Raw genomic sequence first — 21,672 nt, 5'->3', positions numbered from 1 at the left:
GTTCAGGCCGGCGTTGTGCAGCGCTGCGACCATGCAGCGCGCCGCACCACTCCCGTCCTCGACCGGCGAGGTGATGTGGTTGGCGTCCGCGCTCATGCCGAAGCCGATGACTTCGGCGTAGATCTTGGCACCGCGCTTGACCGCGTGTTCGTACTCTTCAAGCACCATCACGCCGGCGCCCTCGCCCAGCACGAAGCCGTCGCGGTCCTTGTCCCACGGACGCGATGCGGTGGCCGGGTCGTCGTTGCGGGTCGACAGCGCGCGCGCCGAGGCGAAGCCGCCCAGGCCCAGGGGCGATACGGTCGATTCCGCGCCGCCGGCGATCATCACGTCGGCATCGCCGTACTCGATCAGGCGAGCGGCGGCGCCGATGCAGTGCAGGCCGGTGGTGCAGGCGGTGACGATCGCCAGGTTCGGGCCGCGCAGGCCGAATTTGATCGAGAGATCGCCCGAGATCATGTTGATGATCGATGCCGGCACGAAGAAGGGCGAGATGCGGCGCGGGCCGCGGTTCATGTACTCTTCCTTGGTGGCTTCGATCATCGGCAGGCCGCCGATGCCCGAACCGATGGTCACACCGATGCGGTCCGCGTTTTCCTCGGTCACGACCAGGCCCGAATCCTGCAGGGCCTGGATGCCGGCAGCCATGCCGTAATGGATAAAGCTATCCATGTTACGGCCTTCCTTGCCCGGCAGGTAGTCTTCCACCTTGAAGTTCTTGACTTCACCGGCGAAATGCGTCGTGAACGGCGTCGCGTCGAACTTGGTAATGTTGGCAATGCCCGACTTACCGGCCAGCGCCGCTTCCCACGCCTCGGCAATGGTGTTGCCGATTGGTGAAATGCAGCCCAGGCCGGTAACGACGACACGGCGGTTGCGTGAACGGCTCAAGCGATTCTCCCAGAAACTTTTAAAGCGACAGCTTAGGCCTTGACGTGCGCGGTAGCGTAGTCGATGGCTTGCTTGACGGTGGTGATCTTCTCAGCCTGCTCGTCAGGGATTTCCATTTCGAACTCGTCTTCCAGTGCCATCACCAGTTCCACGGTGTCCAGCGAGTCAGCGCCGAGGTCGTCAACGAACGAGGATTCGATTTTGATGTCTGCTTCTGCAACACCCAGTTGCTCAGCGACGATTTTTTTAACGCGTTGTTCGATATCCGACATGTTATGGCTCCATTAAGGTATGTGTTGCGGAAAGTGCGCGCATTTTATCAGGTTTGCGCGATGAAAAACTACTTTCGGCGATTGCCGCTATTTCCACCGAAATTACTGCTAAAAGAAGCGTACACGCCGGATTTTCTTCGTGAGCATTGAAACCCCGGCTGCTATCGCCTCCGTGTGCACTCAGTTCATGTACATGCCGCCGTTCACGTGCAACTCGGTGCCCGTGATGTAGGCGGCAGTCGGGCCGGCCAGAAAGGCCACGGCGTGGGCGATGTCTTCCGGCTGGCCCAGGCGGCCCAGCGGGATTTGGCCCAGCAGGGCTTCGTGCTGGCCTTCGCCCAGCGCCTTGGTCATGTCGGTATCGATGAAGCCCGGCGCGACGCAGTTGACGGTGATGTTGCGGCTGCCGATCTCGCGCGCCAGCGCGCGGGTCATGCCGGCCACGCCGGCCTTGGCGGCGGCGTAGTTCATCTGGCCCGGGTTGCCCGAGGCGCCCACCACCGAGGTGATGTTGATGATACGGCCGTGCTTGGCCTTCATCATCCCGCGCAATACCAGGCGCGACAGGCGGCCGACGGCGCTGAGGTTGGTCGAGATGACGCTGTCCCATTCCTCGTCCTTCATGCGCATGGCCAGGTTGTCCTGGGTGATGCCGGCATTGTTGACCAGGATCGACAGGCTGCCGAAGCTCTTCTGCACGTCGTCGACCACCGCGCCGCACTGGGCCGCGTCGGTCACGTTCAGCACGACGCCCTTGCCGCCGAATTCGGACAGGTAGGCGCCGATCGCCTCGGCGCCGGCTTCGCTGGTGGCGGTGCCGACCACCTTCGCGCCCTGGCGCGCCAGCTCCAGCGCGATGGCCTTGCCGATGCCGCGCGATGCGCCGGTAACGAGGGCGACTTGGTTCTGCAGATTCATTCTTTTCCTCTTGTTGTGAACGACGTTCGGGATGCTATGCGCAAGGCCTCAGGCCGGCTTGATCGCGCTCAGTACACGCTCCAGCGAGGCCTGGTCGACCAGGGCTTCGCCGGTCAGCGCCGGATCGATGCGCTTGGCCATGCCGATCAGGGTCTTGCTCGGCGCGCATTCGATGACCTGGGTGACACCGCTTGCGGCCATCTTCTGCATCGTTTCGACCCAGCGTACCGGACCCGCAGCCTGGCGCACCAGGGCGTCCTTGATTGCGGCCGGATCGTTCAGGATAGCAACGTCGACGTTGTTGATCAAGTCGATCCGCGGCGCCGAGAAAACGATGTTCTCCATGTAGTCGCGCAGGCGGTCCGAGGCAGGCTTGAGCAGCGACGAGTGGAACGGCGCCGACACCGCCAGCTTCATGGCGCGCTTGGCACCCTTGGCCTTGGCGATCTCGCAGGCGCGGTCGATTGCGGCGGCGTGGCCGGCGATGACGATCTGGGTCGGCTCGTTGAAGTTCACGGCCTCGACCACTTCGCCCTCTGCCGCTTGATCACACACCGCGCGCACGTCGTCGGCCTGCAAGCCCAGCACCACGGCCATGCCGCCCTGCCCGACCGGGACCGCGTCCTGCATCGACTGGGCGCGGAAGCGCACCAGCGGCACCGCGTCCTTGAAGGGAATGACGCCGGCGGCGACCAGGGCCGAGTATTCGCCCAGGCTGTGGCCGGCGACCAGGTTCGGCACCGGGCCGCCGGCGGCGATCCAGGCGCGGTACACGGCGACCGCGGCGGTCAGCATGACGGGCTGGGTGTTGGTGGTGAGGTCGAGGTCTTCCTTCGGACCTTCGGCGATCAAGCGGCCGATGTCGAAGCCGAGGGCTTCCGAGGCCTCTTGCACGGTCTGCTCGACGACCGGGTTGCCGGCGAAGCCGTTCAGCATGCCGACGGCCTGGGCGCCCTGGCCCGTAAACAGGAATGCGAATTTGCTCATGTTATTGTTCTCCGTGAGGCGATCGTTACGGGCTCCGATGACGGGCGCGGTGATCTCGCCGATAACGATCACCGCGTGGGCGGCATAGCCGCCCACCCTACGAATTCGGGGTCATGCTTACATGCGGGCGAGCACTGCGCCCCAGGTGAAACCGCCGCCGACGCCTTCCATCAGCACATTGTCGCCCTTCTTGATACGGCCGTCGCGCACCGCGCAATCGAGCGCCAGCGGGATTGAGGCGGCTGAGGTGTTGCCGTGCTGGTCGACGGTGACGACCATCTTTTCCAGCGGCAGGTCGAGCTTCTTGGCGGTGCCCTTCATGATGCGCAGGTTGGCCTGGTGCGGAATCAGCCAGTCGATGTCGGAGGGCTGCATCTTGGCGTGCTCGAGCGCCTCCTTGGCGACTTCTTCCAGCACGGTGACGGCCAGCTTGAAGACCGCCGGGCCGTCCATGTACAGGAAGCCGCTGCCGGCCACGGCGCCCTGGGCGAGGTTGCCGGGGATCGACAGGATGTGGGCATGGCTGCCGTCGGCATGCAGCTTGGTGGCCAGGATGCCCGGCTCTTCCGAGGCTTCCAGCACCACGGCGCCGGCGCCGTCGCCGAACAGCACGCAAGTGGTGCGGTCGGTGAAGTCGAGGATGCGCGAGAAGACTTCGGCGCCGATCACCAGCACGCGGCGGTAGACGCCGGCGCGGATGAAGGCGTCGGCGGTCGAGACCGCGTACACGAAGCCGCTGCACACGGCCTGCACGTCGAACGCGGCGCTGTTGTTCGCCATGCCCAGCTTCTGCTGCACGATGCAGGCGGTGCTCGGGAAGCTGCCGTGGAAGTCCGGGGTCGAGCTGGCGACGATCACCAGGTCGATGTCGGCCGGCAGCCGGCCGGCTGCCTCGAGTGCCTGGCGCGCGGCATGCACGGCCAGGTCGGATGCGTTCTCGTCGGCAGCCGCGTAGTGGCGGCTCGAAATGCCGCTGCGGGTCACGATCCATTCGTCGGAAGTCTCGATCCCCTGCTCGGCCAGCTGGGCCGCGAGTTGATCGTTGGTGACGCGCTTGGCCGGCAGGTAGCTGCCGGTACCGGTGATCTTGCTGTAGACAGTCATCTCTTCCACCATCCTGCTGGTTCTGGTTACGCCTGGCGCTGCTGGGCGTCGGGCGGGGTCGGCATCAGTTCGGCGATCAAGGCCGACAGTTGCTCTTGTACATCGTATTTCGCCGCGTCGTAGGCGCGCTTGAGCGCCCACTCGAAGGCAAAGGCATTGGCGCCGCCATGGCTCTTGAAGACCAGGCCCTTCAGGCCGAGCAGGCTGGCGCCGTTGTAGCGTTCCGGGTTCAGCTTCTTGAGCGACTTGCGGGCCAGCAGCGCGCCGGCCATCGACAGCCAGTTCTCGGTGAACACGGATTTGAAAAAGCGCGAGACGCCTTCGATGGCCTTGAGCGTGACATTGCCGACGAAGCCGTCGCACACGACCACGTCGACGGTGCCCTTGAAGATATCATTACCTTCGACGTTGCCGAAGAAATTCAGCTTGCCGCGCTCGTGATCGGCCTTGAGCAACTGGCCGGTGGCCTTGACCACGTCGTTGCCCTTGATCTCCTCGGTGCCGACGTTCAGCAGGCCGATGGTCGGGCGCGGGATGTTTTCCATGGCCGAGCACAGCACCGAACCCATGATGGCGAACTGGTGCAGGTGGTGCGGTTCGCAGTCCACGTTGGCGCCCAGGTCGAGCATGTAGGTCGGGCCGCCCTTCTGGTTCGGCATGATCGAGCAGATCGCCGGACGGTCGACGCCGGCCATGGTCTTGAGCACGTAGCGCGAGACGGCCATCAGGGCGCCGGTATTGCCGGCCGAGACGCTGGCGTTGGCGCTGCCGTCCTTGACCAGCTCGACCGCCACGCGCATGGACGAATCCTTCTTCTTGCGCAGGGCGATTTCGAGCGGATCGTCCATGGTAACGACCTCGGTGGCGTTCTTGACAATGAGACGCGAGTGCGCCTCGGCGCCATGCTTCTTGAGCTCGGCGCGCACGACGTCTTCGAGACCCACCAGGATGAGGTGGACGTCAGCTTGTTTTTTTAGAAACGAAATGGCTGCCGGAATGGTAACTGAGGGGCCGTGATCGCCGCCCATGCAGTCAATGGAAATTGTGATTGTCATTTGTTCGGGGATGCCGGCTCATGCAAAGCGGGAGACAGTGCGGGCGGCAAGATGGGATGGGGCATGGCGCATGGCCAGCCGCGGTCCGCTCAATTCAAAATGACGGAGTGCAAAATTGTTGCAGCCGCTGAAAACGGAAAAGCGAAAGAAAAAGCGGCGCCACGCAGAAACCATACGTTGCACCGCTTTCATGGTCGAGTGCATGAAAAATTCGTCCATGGCTGCGTTGCCTCGTCTCGCCGTACTAGCGTACCGTCTTCGACTCGGCGCCTTGCCATGACCGCTTTTTCACACCCTCTATGGAAGGACAAGACGTCGATTACTCGTCGTTCTTGGTCTTCAGGACTTTACGGCCACGGTAGAAACCGTTCGGGCTGATGTGGTGACGCAGGTGGGTCTCGCCGGTGGTCGGCTCGACTGCCAGGTTCGGTGCGGTCAGGAAATCGTGCGAACGGTGCATGCCGCGCTTCGACGGGGACTTCTTATTCTGCTGAACTGCCATGATGACTCCTAATACATAAGTTCTAAAATTCTAACACATTCGATTTGCAAATACTTGCAGATCGAGTATCCCAGCGGCAATTTCTTATTCATCCATCGCCGACATGTTTTAACGCTGCTACATCAACTGCCTACTGCCATACTCGACTACTGCACGCGTTTGACACGTTCTTTCAGTCGTACTGCGGGTGCTGCGGTACTACTAATTCTCTTTGACTAAGCTGTACTGCTTTATTCGGACTTGAGATTTTTCAGTGCCGCGAACGGCGAGACCTTCTCGGTCTTGAGGGCATCCAGGAGCTTGGTGTCCGGACATACCTCGTGTTTCGGTGCCTGCGGCAGGGCCAGCAGGGCTTCGTCTTCCAGCAACTGGCGGATATCGCACTCGCGGCTGCCGACGATCACGTCGATGCTCTCGTCGTCGAGGACTTCCTCGATCCCGTCGGCGTCCTCGTCATCCTTGCCGAGCACCAGCATGGTGGATGAGTCGATCTCGTAGTCCATCGGCGTCAGGCAACGCTGGCAGACCAGCTTCACGGGACCGGCGACCGCCAGGGTCATCGATGGGTAGCCCTGCTTGGTCAGGCCGCCGTCGATCGACCAGCGGATCTCGCCAGACTTGTCGGCGCAATCGGCAGCCAGGCGGGTCATCTCGGCGACAGGGGTCACGCCCTCGCGATGTCCGCTATTCCGGCAAAACTCGAAGGCGTCAATGACAAAAGCGCTCATTTGGAAAACTTCCCCGGAAAACCTGCGATAATAACAGGCTTCTCCTCGCAGAGTCAAAGACTTACGTCATTTTTGACCCGCGCACGTTGTACCCGATATCCAGCGATGCGGATTTATGAGGTTTACTTGCCGGAGATATATGATTTATTAGCTCAGCTTATCGTTTTGCTTGTTCGCCAGACCACAATGATACCAAGTTCCGCGCCGTTCCGCCTCATCCTCGCTTCCAGTTCCGCCTACCGGCGCGAGCTGCTGTCGCGCCTGCAACTGCCCTTCGAGGCCATTGCGCCCGACATCGACGAGACCCCGCATGCGGGCGAGGCCCCGCAGGACACTGCCCTGCGCCTGGCGCGCGAGAAGGCCGCTGCGGTGGCTGCGCAAGCACCCGGTGCGCTGGTGATCGGCTCGGACCAGGTGGCCACGCTCGACGGCATGCAGATCGGCAAGCCGGGCGACCACGCGCGGGCGCTGGGCCAGCTGCAGCTGATGCGCGGGCGCCGCGTGGTTTTTCACACCGCACTGTGCCTGTGGGACAGCCGCGCGGCCGACCCGGCGCAAGCGGCGCAGGTCGAGAATGTACAGGTCTTCGTCGATTTCCGCGACCTGCCGGATGCCGAACTGGACGCCTACCTGCGCATCGAGCAGCCCTACGACTGCGCCGGCAGCGCCAAGAACGAGGGCCTGGGCATTGCCCTGCTTGAGCGCATCGAATCGAGCGACCCGACCGCCCTCACGGGCCTGCCCCTGATCGCCCTCACCGGCATGCTGCGCCGCGCTGGCGTTCCCTTCTTCGGCGTGTAACACCACCTATTGACTGAAACAATGCCTGGCACCCTTTACCTGATCCCGAACACCCTTGGCCCCCTTGATGCCGCCCCCGGCGCCTTGTCCGCCCTGCTGCCGACGCAGGTGCAGGCGCTGACCTCGAAGCTCGATTACTTCGTCGCCGAGAACGCCAAGACCGCACGCGCCTTCCTGAAACTGATCGCCATCGACCACCCGCTGGCCAAGCCCCTGCAGGAAATCGAGATTGCCGAGCTGAACGTGAACACGCCGCCCGCAGCGCTCGCGCAATTGCTGGCGCCGCTGCTGGCCGGGCGCGATGCGGGACTGGTGTCGGAAGCGGGCGTGCCGGCCGTGGCCGATCCGGGCGCCGACCTGGTGCGCCTCGCCCACCAGCATGGGATCGCGGTGCGGCCGCTGGTGGGGCCGTCCTCGCTGCTGCTGGCGGTGATGGCCAGTGGCCTGAATGGCCAAAGCTTTGCCTTCAACGGCTACCTGCCGACCGATGCGGGGCAGCGCACCAAGCGCATCCAGCAACTGGAGGGGCGCTCGCGCAGCGAGAAGCAGACGCAGCTCTTGATCGAGACGCCCTACCGGAACGGGCAGATGCTGGAGGCGCTCGTTGGGACCTGCCAGCCGGGAACCTTGGTGTGCGTCGCGACGGACCTGTCGCTGGCGAGCGAGTCGGTCAGGACGATGACGGCGGCGAAGTGGAAGGCGGCGCTGGCGGCCGGCAAGGCGCCGGATTTTCACAAGAAGCCGACGGTGTTCCTGTTCCTGGCGCAGTAAGGCCCCAGGGTCATTCCCGCCGCTTCAGTGCACCTCGTGGGTGAGCTCCCTCACCCAATCGAAGGCCTTCAGCTCGATCTCGCGGATCTGCGCCACGGATAGTCCCAGCTTGCGCAGGGCGTTATACAGCTTGCACCCGCCCTCGGCCGCCTCGAGCAGTTCGGCCACATGCAGCATGGTTCCGAACTCCCCTTCCCGGTCGAGCAGCGCCGCGTGCACGTCGTCCGCCACTTCGACATTGTCGAGGATGTCCTGCATCGGAATCGAGAACAGCGCATCGGCCAGCGACATGATCCCCACCGTGAAGGCGCGGTCGGCCTTTGCCGCATCGTTCGGGTACCTGGCCTGGGTCATCAGCTCGAGCAGCTTGCCGCGCGTGGTGGCCAGCTGCAGCAGCGGCGAGGCCAGCTCGACCCCGCCCGCCGTCGTGTACAGCAGGATCTGCAGCCAGCGCTGCAGCTGGCGCCGCCCGAGCTGGTTCAGCGCCTGCGACAGCGATTCGATCTGCGGCCCCGGCGCTGCGCGGCTGTTGACCAGTCGCAGCAGGTTCAGGCTGATCAGCGCATCGCGCTTGACTGCCGTCTCGATCACCCGGGCGTCGGCATCCGAGCTCACCAGCTCCAGCAGGCGCAGGATCGCCATCTCCGAAGGCGTGATCTTCTTGCCGGACAAGATCACGGGACGGGCGAAGTAATAGCCCTGGAAGTACTCGAAGCCGAGCTCCATGCACAGCTTGAACTCGTCGAGCGTTTCCACCTTTTCGGCCAGTAGTTTTTTGCCGGTAGCCTTCAGCGAGGAGACCAGGCCTGTCAATTCCTCTGGCGGCACCAGCTTGACGTCCACCTTGATGACGTCCACCAGCCCGACCAGCCGGTCGAGCTCGGGTGAATGCTCGACCACGTCGTCCAGCGCGAACTTGAAACCGAGTTCCTTCAGCTCGGCGACACGCGCCAACAACTGCCGGGTCGGCTTGACGGTTTCCAGGATTTCGAGGATAACCTTATGCGGAGGCAGGAAACGCACGAAGTCGCTCATCAAGACGACCTCGTCGACGTTGACGAAAGCGAGTTGCTCGCCGACCACCTGCTCCATGCCGAGCTGCGAGGCGTGTGAAATGACGGCCGCTGTCGCCGCAGCGTTATCGGTCAGTTTCGCATCGTCGTCCTCGCCGGCGGCGCGGAACAGCAGCTCGAATGCCACGAGATGCTGGTCACGGCCGAGAATAGGCTGACGTGCGAGAAAAAAATCGTTGGACGGCACGGATGCCGCTGCCGTTGCTTCGGCATGCATCGGAAAAACTCCTGGAAACTGTTGCGGCTCGGATAGACGCGCCGGACAGGCGCGTGAACGCCTGTCCCGGAGACTATACTACAAATCCGACACTATTAGCATTTTTATATCTAACTTGGGGCTCAGCGATTGCCGCTTCCCTTGCGCCCGTTCTTGCTGCCGCCATGTGGGCCGCCCGAGCCTGGGCCGCCGCGCGGGGCATCCGATCGTGGGACACCCGATCGTGGCGCACCCGCACGCGAAGTGGCTGCGCGCGGGCCGGCCGTTCCCGTCGCCGCCGGGCGCTTGCCGGCACCGCGGGCCGCGCCCTGGTCGCCCGCCTGCGGCTCGCCCTGCGGCTTGCCCTGCGCACTCCCGTCGGGACGCCAGACGCGGCGCGCGCCCGTTCCACTCGGCCTGGCAGTGCGCGTCTCTTCTTCGCCCTCGCGCACCATGCTCTGGCCCGGCAGGCGCAGGCTGCCCTTGCCCGACAGCGGGCTGGCGCGGCGCGCATTGCCGACCGGCGCGCGCGGACCTTCCCCGGCCAGGCGCGCCGAGGCGGCGCCGGTCACCTGGGTGCCGGTTTCGATGGTGAAGCGCGCGCCGGCATCCTTGCCCAGCACCTGCACCAGGTAGGGCATGGTCTCGCGCAACATCGGCGCCAAGGTATAGGGCGGGTTCAGGATGAACATGCCGCTGCTGTGCAGGCCGATGCCGTCCGGTCCCGGGGTCGACACGGTGAGCGTCACGTTGAGCCATTCCTTGGCCGGCAGGCGCTTGAGCTTGTCCGGGAACTGGCGCGATTCCATGCGCTGCAGCACCGGATACCAGACCGCGTACATGCCGCTCGGGAAGCGCCCGAGGGCTTCTTCGAGGGCGTCGCGCACCTTCTTGTAGTCGTCCTTGACCTCGTAGGGCGGATCGACCAGCACCAGCGCGCGGCGCGACGGCGGCGGCAGCAGTTTCTTGAGGCTCTGGAAGCCGTCGCCGTGCTCGATGATGACGCGCTTGCCACGGGCGCGCTCGCCCTGCTCGGCCTTGTGCGCCTCTGCCTTGCGGACGTTTTCGTGCAGAATCTTGACGTCGGCCGGGTGCAGCTCGAACAGGCGCAGGCGGTCGTCGGGACGCGCCATCTGGTCGGCCACCCAGGGCGAGCCCGGGTAGTAGCGCATCTTGCCGCTCGGGTTCATGGCCTTGACCAGGTCGAGGTAGGGCTTGAGCGCTTCGGGAACATCGGTCGCGTTCCACAGGGGGCCGATGCCGGTGTCGTACTCGCCGGTCTTGGTCGCCTGGAAGCTGTCGAGCGCATAGACGCCGGCCCCGGAGTGGGTATCGATATAGGTGTAGGCGACGTCCTTCTGGTTCATATACAAATGCAGTTGCACCTGTACAAAGTGTTTGAGGACATCGGCGTGGTTACCCGCGTGGAAAGCGTGGCGGTAGCTCAACATAAGCTGGAATTCCTGAGAAGAGAGTCGGTGCCGTGTTTTCTTGAACGGCGCAATGGCCGCCATTATCCACTACAAAGCAATTTCTCGGGCTGTTCGTAGGGTGGGCGGGTCTCCCGACCACGCGGTAATAGCTTGCAGCAAGATCATCCGACACGACAGCGGAGCCACTAGCGATTACCGCGTGGGCAAGGAACTTGCCCACCCTACGAAAAAAAGCCGCAGGCCCTCGCGGGCACTGCGGCAAGTCTTGGAGGTAAGTGGTAGAGGCAGCTTATGCGACCTTCTTCTCGTCGAAGAACTGCTCGTCTTCGGTCGAACCGTGCAGCGCGGTGGTCGAGCTCTGGTTCTGCTGGATGGTCTGGGTCACGGCGTCGAAGTAACCGGTGCCGACTTCGCGCTGGTGCTTCACTGCGGTGAAGCCCTTTTCGGCGGCGGCGAACTCGTTTTCCTGCAGTTCCACGAAGGCCGACATGCCGCGGCGGGCATAGCCATGCGCCAGGTTGAACATGCTGTAGTTCAGGGCGTGGAAGCCGGCCAGGGTGATGAACTGGAACTTGTAGCCCATCGCGCCCAGCTCCTTCTGGAACTTGGCGATGGTGGCGTCGTCCAGGTTCTTCTTCCAGTTGAACGAAGGCGAGCAGTTATAGGCCAGCATCTTGCCTGGGAACTTGGCGTGGATGGCTTCGGCGAACTGCTTGGCGAAGTTCAGGTCCGGCTTGCCGGTCTCGCACCACACGAGATCGGCGAACGGCGCATAGGCCAGGCCGCGCGAAATGGCCTGCTCGATGCCCGGCTTGACCTTGAAGAAGCCTTCCACGGTGCGCTCGCCGGTGCAGAAGGGCTTGTCGTTGTCGTCCACGTCCGAAGTGAGCAGGTCGGCCGCTTCGGCGTCGGTGCGCGCGATGACCAGGGTCGGGGTGCCCATCACGTCGGCGGCCAGGCGCGCGGCGTTGAGCTTCTCGACGGCTTCGCGGGTCGGCACCAGCACCTTGCCGCCCATGTGGCCGCACTTCTTGACCGAGGCCAGCTGGTCCTCGAAGTGCACGCCGGCGGCGCCGGCATCGATCATGGCCTTCATCAGCTCGAAAGCGTTCAGCACGCCGCCGAACCCGGCTTCTGCATCGGCCACGATCGGCGCGAAGTAGTCGATGTCCTCCTTGCCCTCGGACCATTGGATCTGGTCGGCGCGCTGGAAGGTATTGTTAATGCGGCGCACCACCAGCGGCACCGAATTGGCCGGATACAGCGATTGGTCCGGATACATCTCGCCGGCAACGTTAGCATCGCCCGCCACCTGCCACCCCGACAGGTAGATGGCTTTCAGGCCCGCCTTCACCTGCTGCATGGCCTGGTTGCCGGTCAGGGCCCCCAGGGCATTCACGTAAGGCTCGTTGTTGACCAGGTCCCACAGCTTTTCGGCGCCGCGCTTGGCGAGGGTGTGCTCGATCTGGATCGAACCGCGCAGGCGGACCACGTCGGCCGCCGTGTAGTTGCGCGTTACACCTTTCCAGCGTGGGTTGGTTTCCCAGTCTTGCTGGAGTTCACTGATCTGTTGTTCACGAGTTGCCATGCTATTTCTCCTGATTGAAGGACTACGATGCGAAGGAATCCGTTGGATAAATCATAAATCAGTTTGTGCGGAGCACAACAACTCTTATATAAGACATCAAAAGATTTTTTTATCGATATTTTTCAATGGCTTACGGAGCAAGTTTCATGATATGGAATGAAGTTTCTCAGAATGAGAATGCCGGAGCCGGCCGGGTTTGCTGCGCATTTCGCTGGGCGGAAGGTGCATTTCACTATGTGAAATGTGCATTGCCACGATCTTCCCCTGATGGATTTGAATCGCGTTCGCTGGCCCTCATGGCTGCCCGCCTGGCTGCTGGGCGCGGGCCGCCGCCGCAAATAGGTGTCTGGCCGCTCCGGATGCTATGCAGGACTGTACAGTCGCTAACTCAGCCATTGGTTAATCGCCTAACAGAAAGGTCTTTACAGCAGGAATAATCTGGACTCGCGTGCTCATCCGTGCGCGAGTCCGGGCCGTTCGCCGACGCGAAGGCCTGGTCGTTCAATATGATCGAGGAGATTGAATTGAAGACCTCTGCAACGAAAACCCTGTTCAGCAAAGCGGTGGCCACCCTGGCCCTCACCATCGGAGTCGCGGCATCGGGCCAGGCCGGCGAGCTCACCTACCAGGGCGTCACCTTCACGTCGAGCTGGAGCGGCAACCTGCTCACCCTGGAGATCGACGCCGCCAACCGCACCGGCGACTGGCTTGACGCGAGCACCATCGGCGCCCTCCAGCTCAAGGACCTGGGCAGCTTTTCCGACGTGACCCTGGTGTCGGCCCCCGGCCTCGCTGCCAACTGGACCCTGTCGTCGAACGAACTGAACGCGAACGGCTGCGGCGGCGGCTCCCATGCCGGGCGCAGCCTGTGCGTTTCGGGTGATCGCGTGGCGCTGGCGGACAACATGATTTTCCAGTTCAGCTTCAGCGGCGGCGCGCCCGACCTGGAAGCGCCGCACCTGAAAGTGAACTTCTTCGGCGAGGGTGACCGCAAGGTGGGCAGCCTGCTGTCGCAGACCATCGCGCCGGTGCCGGAACCGCAGACCTACGCGATGCTGCTGGGCGGGCTGGGCCTGGTGGGATTCATGGCCCGCAGAAAGCGCAAGCAAGGCTGAACGGCTGAAGGATGAAAAAACGGCGCGTGCTTTCAGGACGCGCCGTTGTCGTTTGCGGAGCAGGCCGCCGTGCAGGGAAGCTTACTTCGCCAGTTCCACCTGCTCCCCGAACACCAGGTTCCCGCCACGCACCCGTACCGGGATCGTATCCTTGGGCCCGAAGCGGCCCGACAGGATCGCCTTCGACAGCGGGTTCTCGATCTGCTGCTGGATCGCGCGCTTGAGCGGACGGGCGCCGTAGATCGGGTCGAAGCCGGCTTCCGCGATCTTCTGCAGGGCTTCGTCGTCGATATCGAGCGTCATCTCCATCTTGGCCAGGCGTTCTTCCAGGCCGTGCAGCTGGATCTTCGCGATCGCGCCGATGTTCTTCTCGTCGAGCGCATGGAAGACCACGATCTCGTCGATCCGGTTGATGAATTCGGGACGGAAGTGTCCGCGCACCTCGGCCATCACGGCCAGCTTCACCACGCCCGGCTCGTCGGTGTCCATCGACTGGATCTTGTGCGAGCCCAGGTTCGAGGTCATCACGATCACGGTGTTCTTGAAGTCGACGGTGCGGCCCTGGCCGTCGGTCATGCGGCCGTCGTCCAGCGCCTGCAGCAGCACGTTGAAGACGTCCGGGTGCGCCTTCTCGATCTCGTCGAGCAGGATCACGCTGTACGGCTTGCGGCGCACGGCTTCGGTCAGGTAACCGCCTTCTTCGTAGCCCACGTAGCCCGGCGGCGCGCCGATCAGGCGGGCCACCGAATGCTTCTCCATGAACTCGCTCATGTCGATGCGGATCAGGGATTCCTCGGTGTCGAACAGGAAGGCGGCCAGCGCCTTGCACAGCTCGGTCTTGCCGACGCCGGTCGGGCCCAGGAACATGAAGGAGCCGTACGGGCGGTTCGGATCGGACAGGCCGGCGCGCGAGCGGCGGATCGCATCCGACACCGCGACGATCGCCTCGTCCTGGCCCACCACGCGCTTGTGCAGCTCGTCCTCGATGTGCAGCAGTTTTTCACGCTCGCCCTGCATCATGCGCGACACCGGGATCCCGGTCGCGCGCGCCACCACCTCGGCGATTTCCTCGGCGCCGACCTGGGTGCGCAGCAGCCGTGGTTTGTTGGCATCGCCATCGGCGTTGGACGCGGCTTCCTCGGCCTTCTTCAGCTGGGCCTCCAGTTCCGGCAGGCGGCCGTACTGCAGCTCCGACATGCGGCTGTAGTCGCTCTTGCGCCTTGCCTCTTCGATCTGATGGCGGATGCGCTCGATCTCTTCCTTGATGTGCGCAGTGCCCTGCACCGCCGCCTTTTCCGACTTGAGGATCTCCTCGTAGTCGTTGTACTCGCGCTCCAGGCGCGCGATCTCCTCGCCGATCAGTTCCATGCGGCGCATCGAGGCTTCATCGGTTTCCTTGCGCACGGCTTCGCGCTCGATCTTCAGCTGGATCAGGCGGCGTTCGAGCTTGTCCATCACTTCCGGCTTGGAGTCGATCTCGATCTTGATCTTCGAGGCAGCCTCGTCGATCAGGTCGATCGCCTTGTCCGGCAGGAAGCGGTCGCTGATGTAGCGGTGCGAGAGCTCGGCCGCGGCGATGATCGCCGGGTCGGTGATCTCGACCTTGTGGTGCAGCTCGTACTTCTCCTGCAGGCCGCGCAGGATGGCGATGGTCGCCTCCACGCTCGGCTCGTCGACCATGATCTTCTGGAAGCGGCGCTCCAGCGCGGCGTCCTTCTCGACGTACTTGCGGTATTCGTCGAGCGTGGTGGCGCCCACGCAGTGCAGCTCGCCGCGCGCCAGCGCGGGTTTCAGCATGTTGCCGGCGTCCATCGCGCCTTCCGCCTTGCCGGCGCCGACCATGGTGTGGATCTCGTCGATGAAGACGATGGTCTGCCCCTCGTCCTGGGCCAGTTCCTTCAATACGCTTTTCAGCCGCTCTTCGAACTCGCCGCGGTACTTGGCGCCGGCCAGCAGGGCCGCCATGTCGAGCGAAAGCACGCGCTTGCCCTTGAGCGAATCGGGCACTTCGCCGTTGACGATACGCTGGGCCAGGCCTTCGACGATGGCGGTCTTGCCCACGCCCGGTTCGCCGATCAGGACCGGGTTGTTCTTGGAGCGGCGCTGCAGCACCTGGATCGCGCGGCGGATCTCGTCGTCGCGGCCGATCACCGGGTCGAGCTTGCCCTGCCGGGCCCGTTCGGTCAGGTCGAGGGTGTATTTTTTCAGCGCTTCACGCTGGCCTTCGGCGTCCTGCGAATTCACCGATTCGCCGCCGCGCACGGCGGAAATGGCAGACTCGAGCGCCTTGCGTGCAAGCCCATGCTCGCGCGCCAGGCGGCCGGCGTCCGACTTGTCGTCGGTCAGCGCCAGCAGGATCATCTCGGAGGCGAGGAACTGGTCGCCGCGCTTCTGCGCTTCGCGGTCGGCCAGGTTCAGCAACGCCACCAGTTCGCGCGAGACCTGCACGTCGCCGCCGGTGCCCGAAACCTTGGGCAGGCGTTCCAGTGCCGACTTCAGCGCATTGGTGAGGCCGCCGACATTGACGCCGGCGCGCTGCAGCAGCGAACGGGCACCGCCGTCGTCCTGGTTCAACAGGGCGACGAGCAGGTGGACCGGATCGATGTATTGGTTATCGTTGCCGACCGCCAGGCTCTGGGCGTCCGCCAGCGCTTCCTGGAGCTTGGTCGTCAATTTGTCTTGCCGCATGGTATTGCTCCCTAGTGGTGTTTTTAACTGAGGAGCAAGATAGGGATCTCTGTCTGGTTTTCAAGATGTGCAATGGACTCCCATGCAGCAAGCGACCTTATTCCGTGGCGGGCTCCGAATCGCGCACGGAGCCGAGATCGCGCACGTTTTTCTGGACCGCCACCACGGCAAACAGACTCAGGACGAAAGACATGGCGTAAAAACCTTTCTCGCTCAGCGCCAAGGTGGCATTCCACAGCCCGATGGCCAGGAGCAGGATGGCCGCCACCAGCGAGATCCAGCACAAGCCGGCATAAATACCCGTGACCGGCACACCCTCGCTGCGGTCGCGAACGGTTTTTTGGAGGGACACTGCCGCGAACAGGCCGAGCAGCAGGAGCGTGAAGTAATAGCCCTTTTCGTTGAGCTCCATATGGGCAAGCCACAGACCCGCCAGGTAGGCGGTAATGCCGCACGCGAGGGCGCCCCAGGAAGCACCGACGAAGGCGGAGGTTGGACGCTGGACGGTTTGCATGGCAGTTTCCTCATGTAAATGAACTAGCCGCAAACTTATCACGTTCCCGAAACGACGCACTTGATCTATGCAGTGGTAGCGGCAGGCAATACCGCTAGCTGCGCAAGATGCGCCATGTGGCAAAACCGGCCGCGCAGAACAGGATCGAGCCCAGCAGGTGCAGGAAGGTGTGGACCAGCGCCCAGCCGTATTCGCCACGCTGCAGTAACAGCACCGATTCACCGGAGAAGCTGGAAAAGGTCGTCAGGCCGCCGAGGAAACCGGTGACGGCAAACAGGCGCCATTCGGGAGCGAGATCCGGATGGCCCCCGAAGAATCCCAGTGCGAGCCCGACCAGGTAGCCGCCGGCGAGGTTGGCCGCCAGCGTACCGATCTGCACATAGGCGTGCAGGCTGCCCAGCCAGAGACCGAAACCCCAGCGAAGCCAGGCGCCGATCGCCGCCCCCGCGCCGACTGCCAGCCAGCTCAAGGCTCAGCCCATTTGCGCTTGGCGGAATCGTCGCTGGCACGCGCGTCGACCCAGCGCGCTCCTTCCGGTGTCTGCTCCTTCTTCCAGAACGGCGCGTCGGTCTTCAGGTAGTCCATGATGAACTCGCAAGCGGCGAAGGCCTCGCCGCGGTGCGCCGAACTGCAGGCCACCAGCACGATCTGGTCGAGCGGTTTCAGCGGACCGACGCGGTGGATGACCGCTACGCCATACAAGGGCCAGCGCAACCTGGCCTGGGCCACGATGTCTTCCAGCGCCTTTTCCGTCATGCCAGGATAGTGCTCGAGCTCCATCTCCGACACCGTGGATCCTTCGTTCAGGTCGCGTACGGTGCCGACAAACGAGACCACGGCGCCGACCCGGCCGTCGCCGGCGCGCAGGGCGGCCAGCTCGCGCGACAGGTCGAAGTCGGCGGACTGCACGCGGATGTCGGTCACCCCGGTCGTCGCGGGGGCACTCATCGGCCGTCCTTGGCGTAGCGCGTCAACAGGTGCTCGATGCGGGTCTCGGTGCGCGCATCCGCGAGCGCAGGCAGTGCCAGCAATTCATGCACTCCCCTGGCGGCGCCGCCCTGCCCCGGGCCTGGTCCCGCCCTGTGGCCGGACTTGAGCGAGCTTTGCAGCACCTCGACCTGCAGTTTGAGGCGCTCGCGCGCAAATTCGGCGCCGCTGTCGATGCCGGCGGCGATCTCCAGGCGCAGCAGGTCGTGCAGCAGCCGTTCACGGTTTGCCTCCAGCTGGCGGGCGTAGTCGGCACGATCTTCTGCCCGGTCCCCTTCCAGCGCACCCAATGCGGCCTCGAAGCGCGCATGCAGCACCGGCTCGTAGCCGCCTTCGAGGGGCACCAGGGCCTCCCAGCGCGCGCGCCAGTCGTCCGGGTTGGTATGCGCGTCGGGATTGACGATCGCGTTTTCCAGCGCCTGGATCAGGCGCAGCTTGTCACGAACGGCGCCGGCCAGGGCCAGCCCGGCGGCGCGGCGCGCCACATCGGCATGGTGCTGTACCGCCGCCACCGCGGCGTGGTAGCGCTTTTCGATGCGCGCCTCATGGGCGCGCGGGACCGGTCCGATCGCCGCCCACTCGGCAGCCGCCTCGCGCAGCAGCTTGCCGGCGGTCGCGGGTGTCGCCTCCAGCGCGGCGGCCTCCAGGCGCGCGCACAGCGCTTCCTTGGCCGCTTCGTGGGCCCGGCGTTCCGCATCGGCGGCATGGGCATGTTCCTTGCGCCTCGCGAACAGCGCGTCGCAGGCGGCCCGGAAACGCTGCCACAGCGCCTGCTCGGCCTTGCGTTCGAGCGGCAGTGCGCGCGCATGCTCCTGCCAGCGCGCCTGCAGTTCGCGCAGGACGTCGACGGCGTGGCGGTCGTGCGGGTCGATCGCCAGTGCTTCCTCGATCAGTTGCTCGCGTACGGCCATCTCGCCCTTGCGCTGCACTTCGAGTGGACGCTGCAGCGTGTTCAGCGCGTCGCTGAACAACTGGTCGAGACGCTTCTTGTCCTTGCGGTCGATGGCGCCCAGGTGGCTCCACGCGGTACGCAGCCGCTGTACGGTGCCGGACACGTGCTTCCAGTCGGCCTCGCCCGACTGCAGGCGCGCGATCTCGGCCTGCGCTTCCTCGACCAGGGCCTGGCCGCGCGCAGCGTTGGCGTGGCGCTCGTCGGCCAGGTGGCGGAAGTGGGCGGCGGCCGGCGCGTAGGCCGTGGTGCAGGCCGCGTCGAAGCGTTCCCACAGCGAGCGCGGCGCGGCGCCGGACAAGCTGTCGAGCGCCTTCCAGCGTTCGCGCATGCTGCCGACCTTCTTGGCCAGTTCGCCCATGGCCAGGTTCTGGGTAGGCAAGGCTTCGACTTGCTTGATGAGTTCTTCGCGCGAGACATTGCCGCCCCAGCGCGCCCAGTCCGATAGGCGCTTGAGCTCGGCACGCACATGGTTCAGGCGGTCGGCCTGGGCCGGGCTCAGGCGCATGCCCTTCTCCTTGCTTTCCCTGAGCGACTTGTCGAGTTCGGCTGCGGTGCCGAGCGAGCCCTGCTGCAGCGCTGCTTCCATCGCGTCGAGCCGCTCGAGGAAGTGCTGGTCGGCGCCCTTATTCTGCGCTTTCGGCGGCTTGGCTGCGGATGGCGCGGATGGGGCCGGCGCTGAACCATCGGCAGCACCATCGGCAGCCGCATCGGGGGAGCCGTGGCGCGGCTCCTGCTTCGGCTTGCGCGGCTCGGGATGCGCCGGCGCCGGCAGGCTGGCCAGCAGTTCGTCGAAGCGCTGCTGCAGCTGTGTTCCCACACCGTCGGCTGGCAATGCCGGCAGGCGCTGCCATTCCTTGCGCAGGGCCTCGGCCTTCAGTTCCGTCACAGGCTGGGCCTGCCATTGGGCGAGCGCCGCCTCGCGCGCGGCCAGCGCCGCACGGTCCTGTTCGAGCGTGGCCAGGCTGGCGGCCAGGCGGGCCTGCTCGGTGGCGACCTCCGCCACCAGCGCACGCGGCAGCGAGGCATGGCCCGGCGCGACCAGCGCGGCAGCCTGCTCGCGCGACAGCGCATCGACGCGCTCGGCGAAGGCGGCGGGCTCGAGTCCGCTCGACTCGAGGCGGCGCAGCGCGGCCAGGCGGTCGATCATGGCGCGCTGCAGCTGCACCTGGTCTTCCAGGCGCTTGCCGAGTTGGGCACGAACGGCATCGAACTCCGGCGTCAGTTCGGGCGCGGTGATGACCGCCCACTTGCGGTCCAGCTCGGCGACATGGTTCGGGGTCAGCAGCTCATCATTGAGCAATGCGCGCGCATGGGCCAGCGCTTCCCCAGCGCGGCGCAGCTCGGCTTCATGGTGACGGATCGCGTCCAGGCGCGACTGCATCAGCTTGGCGACGCGGCGGTCGGTATTGCGCATCGCCGCGTGCACGCGCTCCAGCTGCGGCCGGCTGTGGACCAGCTCGGCGGCAGCGAGGCGCAGTTCGGAGAATTCGGAGGAAAGGATGAAGGCGACGGCCGCTTCCTCGTCGCCGTTCAGGTGCTTGAGCTGTTCGGCCTGCTGCTCGCGCGGCGGCCGGGCGGGGCCGCCGCCCGGCGCGCCGGCCCCGCCACCCGTTGGCTGGCGCACCGGCCCGGACTGGGCCGCTCCGGCGTTCCCGGTACCCGCCGGCGCGTTGCCTGGCTTCTCACCGGAAGCGCCGGCCGGCTTGTCGCCACCCTGCCGCTTGAAAAGGAATTCGAACATGATGAAATCGCACTTCCAAAACCCCCATCATAACAAAGAACCATGGTGGCGCTCGCCCGGTGCGCTCGGTGCATCGACCAGTGCGTGCTCAGTGCGTCGCATAGTGCGGCATGGACAGCGCCACGCTTTGCTTGAGAGAATTTCCGGCCATCGCGCCAGCCGCAACCTGGCCCGATCCATAGCCACGGTTCTCGTTCTGCCAGGCGTCCTGGATCAGCATCTGGTTGGCAATCGCGAACCAGACTTCACTCGGTACATGGACGCGCGCCAGCGGGAACAGCTCGCGTTCCTCGCGCTCAAGGCGCTTGAGCAGCAGGTTGCAGCAGCGTTCCAGCGCGGCACTGAAACCGGGATCGTGCACGGCCGCCGCCGCATGGGCGTCGGCACGCGCCTCGATGGCAGCCAGGGTCAGGGCATCGAGTTCCGCCAGGAGTCCGGCAACTGCGTCGTCAGCCGCGCCGGCGCGGCGCAGGGCAGGCACCACGAACTTGTCGAGCTTGCGCCAGTAGCAGTTGTCGAAGGCTACCCGCAGGGTATCGCAGGCCAGCTTCATCTCGCGCGGCGTCGGCTTGGCATGCTGCCGGCTACTCCCTTGCCAACGCTCGAGCAGCGACTGCAGGCCGATGCGCGCGCTGGCTTGTTCGATGGACAGCGTGACCAAGGTGTAGGTAGATGTCAGCATCTTGTCTCCTCTCAGGATAGCTTCGCCAAGGCGAGGCCTGGCGTGGGCCGCGATTCCTTGCCTGGGGAAGCGTTATTGTCGGGGTCGGGCGGCAGCTTTTATTGTTATGGCCGGCCGCTGGGAACTCGTAGTGTAGAGAGATGCCCCTGCTCGGGTTTGAGGTGGCGCAAACCCAAACCGGTGGACATTGGAGACTTTTCAGTTGTCATGATGTCCAAATACGTTTAGGCCGACGCGACCGTTCCGGGTCGCTCGAACGCAGCTTCCAGGCGTGAACCAAAGTCTTGTGGCACGGCACGGACTACCCCTACCTGGGGGCATCCGTGCCAGCGCGCGCAGCGCTGTATGGCCGCGGCCACGTCGTTCACCAGCCGCTCGCTGAGGCGCACGCCCGGCTCGAGGTGGACGCTGCGCAATTCGAACTTGCCCGCCTTGCGGTGGGCCTTGGCATCGACCCGTCCGACCAGCGCGCCACGGCGCAGGATCGGCAGCGTGAAGTAACCGTGGCGCCGCTTGTCCGCCGGCGTATAGCATTCGAGCCGGTAGTCGAAGCCGAACAGCTCGAGCGCGCGGCGGCGGTCCCAGACAACGGGGTCGAACGGGGACAGCAGCGTCGTCAGGCGCGGCGCCAGCCTGCCCTCCATTGCCTGGCGCGCCAGCGCGGCATGGTCGGG

The 21,672-nt window shown here is 64.7% G+C and carries 22 protein-coding genes; 3 read left to right on the top strand and 19 right to left on the bottom strand.

The features are described 5' to 3' along the window. The 9 genes from MA09_RS00880 to MA09_RS00845 all read right to left on the bottom strand — a co-directional run. The coding region (locus MA09_RS00880) for a beta-ketoacyl-ACP synthase II (protein ID WP_036244468.1) at positions 1–891 on the bottom strand (891 nt) is incomplete at its 3' end. 32 nt (positions 892–923) lie between these two features. Next, positions 924–1,163: an acyl carrier protein gene (gene acpP, locus MA09_RS00875; protein ID WP_020653257.1), complete on the bottom strand. Its 240-nt coding sequence runs from the start codon at positions 1,161–1,163 to the stop codon at positions 924–926. Positions 1,164–1,343: 180 nt separating this feature from the next. Beyond that, positions 1,344–2,081, bottom strand: coding sequence for a 3-oxoacyl-ACP reductase FabG (fabG, locus tag MA09_RS00870; protein WP_036244466.1), 738 nt, complete (start codon positions 2,079–2,081; stop codon positions 1,344–1,346). A 48-nt stretch (positions 2,082–2,129) separates the two neighbouring features. Further along, positions 2,130–3,068, bottom strand: a complete 939-nt coding sequence (gene fabD / locus MA09_RS00865) for an ACP S-malonyltransferase (RefSeq protein WP_036244473.1) — start codon at positions 3,066–3,068, stop codon at positions 2,130–2,132. 117 nt (positions 3,069–3,185) lie between these two features. Beyond that, positions 3,186–4,172: a beta-ketoacyl-ACP synthase III gene (locus tag MA09_RS00860; protein WP_036244471.1), complete on the bottom strand. Its 987-nt coding sequence runs from the start codon at positions 4,170–4,172 to the stop codon at positions 3,186–3,188. A 26-nt stretch (positions 4,173–4,198) separates the two neighbouring features. Next, positions 4,199–5,227 carry a phosphate acyltransferase PlsX gene (plsX, locus tag MA09_RS00855; protein ID WP_036244464.1) on the bottom strand — a complete coding sequence of 343 codons (1,029 nt, stop codon included), beginning with the start codon at positions 5,225–5,227 and terminating at the stop codon, positions 4,199–4,201. 18 nt (positions 5,228–5,245) lie between these two features. After that, positions 5,246–5,446, bottom strand: coding sequence for a hypothetical protein (locus MA09_RS24410; protein WP_152594513.1), 201 nt, complete (start codon positions 5,444–5,446; stop codon positions 5,246–5,248). 100 nt (positions 5,447–5,546) lie between these two features. Then, entirely contained in the window at positions 5,547–5,729 is a 183-nt protein-coding gene (gene rpmF / locus MA09_RS00850; RefSeq protein ID WP_005666806.1) for a 50S ribosomal protein L32, read from the bottom strand. Between the two features lie 230 nt (positions 5,730–5,959). Continuing rightward, positions 5,960–6,457, bottom strand: coding sequence for a DUF177 domain-containing protein (locus tag MA09_RS00845; RefSeq protein ID WP_036244462.1), 498 nt, complete (start codon positions 6,455–6,457; stop codon positions 5,960–5,962). A gap of 186 nt (positions 6,458–6,643) precedes the next feature. On the opposite strand from MA09_RS00845, the gene MA09_RS00840 reads away from it, so the two are divergent. Beyond that, entirely contained in the window at positions 6,644–7,258 is a 615-nt protein-coding gene (locus MA09_RS00840; RefSeq protein WP_036244460.1) for a Maf-like protein, read from the top strand. Between the two features lie 21 nt (positions 7,259–7,279). Then, positions 7,280–8,029: an SAM-dependent methyltransferase gene (locus tag MA09_RS00835; protein WP_036244459.1), complete on the top strand. Its 750-nt coding sequence runs from the start codon at positions 7,280–7,282 to the stop codon at positions 8,027–8,029. A gap of 24 nt (positions 8,030–8,053) precedes the next feature. Here the strand turns inward: MA09_RS00835 and MA09_RS00830 are convergent, their stop codons facing one another. From MA09_RS00830 to aceA, 3 genes are all read right to left on the bottom strand, one after another. Continuing rightward, positions 8,054–9,319 carry an EAL and HDOD domain-containing protein gene (locus MA09_RS00830; RefSeq protein ID WP_036244456.1) on the bottom strand — a complete coding sequence of 422 codons (1,266 nt, stop codon included), beginning with the start codon at positions 9,317–9,319 and terminating at the stop codon, positions 8,054–8,056. Positions 9,320–9,441: 122 nt separating this feature from the next. Next, positions 9,442–10,665 (bottom strand): 23S rRNA (adenine(2030)-N(6))-methyltransferase RlmJ, encoded by a 1,224-nt coding sequence (locus MA09_RS00825; protein WP_229440510.1) that lies wholly within the window; start codon positions 10,663–10,665, stop codon positions 9,442–9,444. A gap of 355 nt (positions 10,666–11,020) precedes the next feature. Further along, positions 11,021–12,319, bottom strand: coding sequence for an isocitrate lyase (aceA, locus tag MA09_RS00820; RefSeq protein ID WP_036244454.1), 1,299 nt, complete (start codon positions 12,317–12,319; stop codon positions 11,021–11,023). Between the two features lie 524 nt (positions 12,320–12,843). Here aceA and MA09_RS25155 point away from each other — a divergent pair. Continuing rightward, entirely contained in the window at positions 12,844–13,434 is a 591-nt protein-coding gene (locus MA09_RS25155; RefSeq protein WP_229440509.1) for a PEPxxWA-CTERM sorting domain-containing protein, read from the top strand. Positions 13,435–13,515: 81 nt separating this feature from the next. On the opposite strand, the gene clpB is transcribed toward MA09_RS25155, so the two are convergent. The 7 genes from clpB to MA09_RS00780 form a co-directional block, all read right to left on the bottom strand. After that, complete coding sequence (gene clpB / locus MA09_RS00810) at positions 13,516–16,122, bottom strand: ATP-dependent chaperone ClpB (RefSeq protein ID WP_036244448.1); 2,607 nt, start codon at positions 16,120–16,122, stop codon at positions 13,516–13,518. Between the two features lie 97 nt (positions 16,123–16,219). Continuing rightward, entirely contained in the window at positions 16,220–16,636 is a 417-nt protein-coding gene (gene yiaA / locus MA09_RS00805) for an inner membrane protein YiaA (RefSeq protein WP_036244446.1), read from the bottom strand. A gap of 94 nt (positions 16,637–16,730) precedes the next feature. Further along, positions 16,731–17,105 carry a fluoride efflux transporter CrcB gene (gene crcB, locus MA09_RS00800; RefSeq protein ID WP_036244444.1) on the bottom strand — a complete coding sequence of 125 codons (375 nt, stop codon included), beginning with the start codon at positions 17,103–17,105 and terminating at the stop codon, positions 16,731–16,733. Beyond that, complete coding sequence (gene moaE, locus MA09_RS00795; protein ID WP_036244442.1) at positions 17,102–17,584, bottom strand: molybdopterin synthase catalytic subunit MoaE; 483 nt, start codon at positions 17,582–17,584, stop codon at positions 17,102–17,104. Before moaE ends, crcB begins: the two co-directional genes overlap by 4 nt. Beyond that, positions 17,581–20,316, bottom strand: a complete 2,736-nt coding sequence (locus MA09_RS00790; RefSeq protein WP_036244440.1) for a DUF349 domain-containing protein — start codon at positions 20,314–20,316, stop codon at positions 17,581–17,583. The genes moaE and MA09_RS00790 overlap by 4 nt, the downstream gene beginning before the upstream one ends. An 88-nt stretch (positions 20,317–20,404) precedes the next feature. Further along, entirely contained in the window at positions 20,405–20,998 is a 594-nt protein-coding gene (locus MA09_RS00785) for a hypothetical protein (protein ID WP_036244437.1), read from the bottom strand. A 224-nt stretch (positions 20,999–21,222) separates the two neighbouring features. Next, on the bottom strand, positions 21,223–21,672 hold a 450-nt coding region (locus MA09_RS00780), incomplete at its 5' end, for a DNA glycosylase AlkZ-like family protein (RefSeq protein WP_200883015.1).

Origin of the sequence: Massilia sp. BSC265 (assembly GCF_000740675.1) — a bacterium.
Taxonomy (GTDB): domain Bacteria; phylum Pseudomonadota; class Gammaproteobacteria; order Burkholderiales; family Burkholderiaceae_D; genus Telluria.
This window is presented reverse-complemented; position numbering and strand designations above follow the sequence as displayed.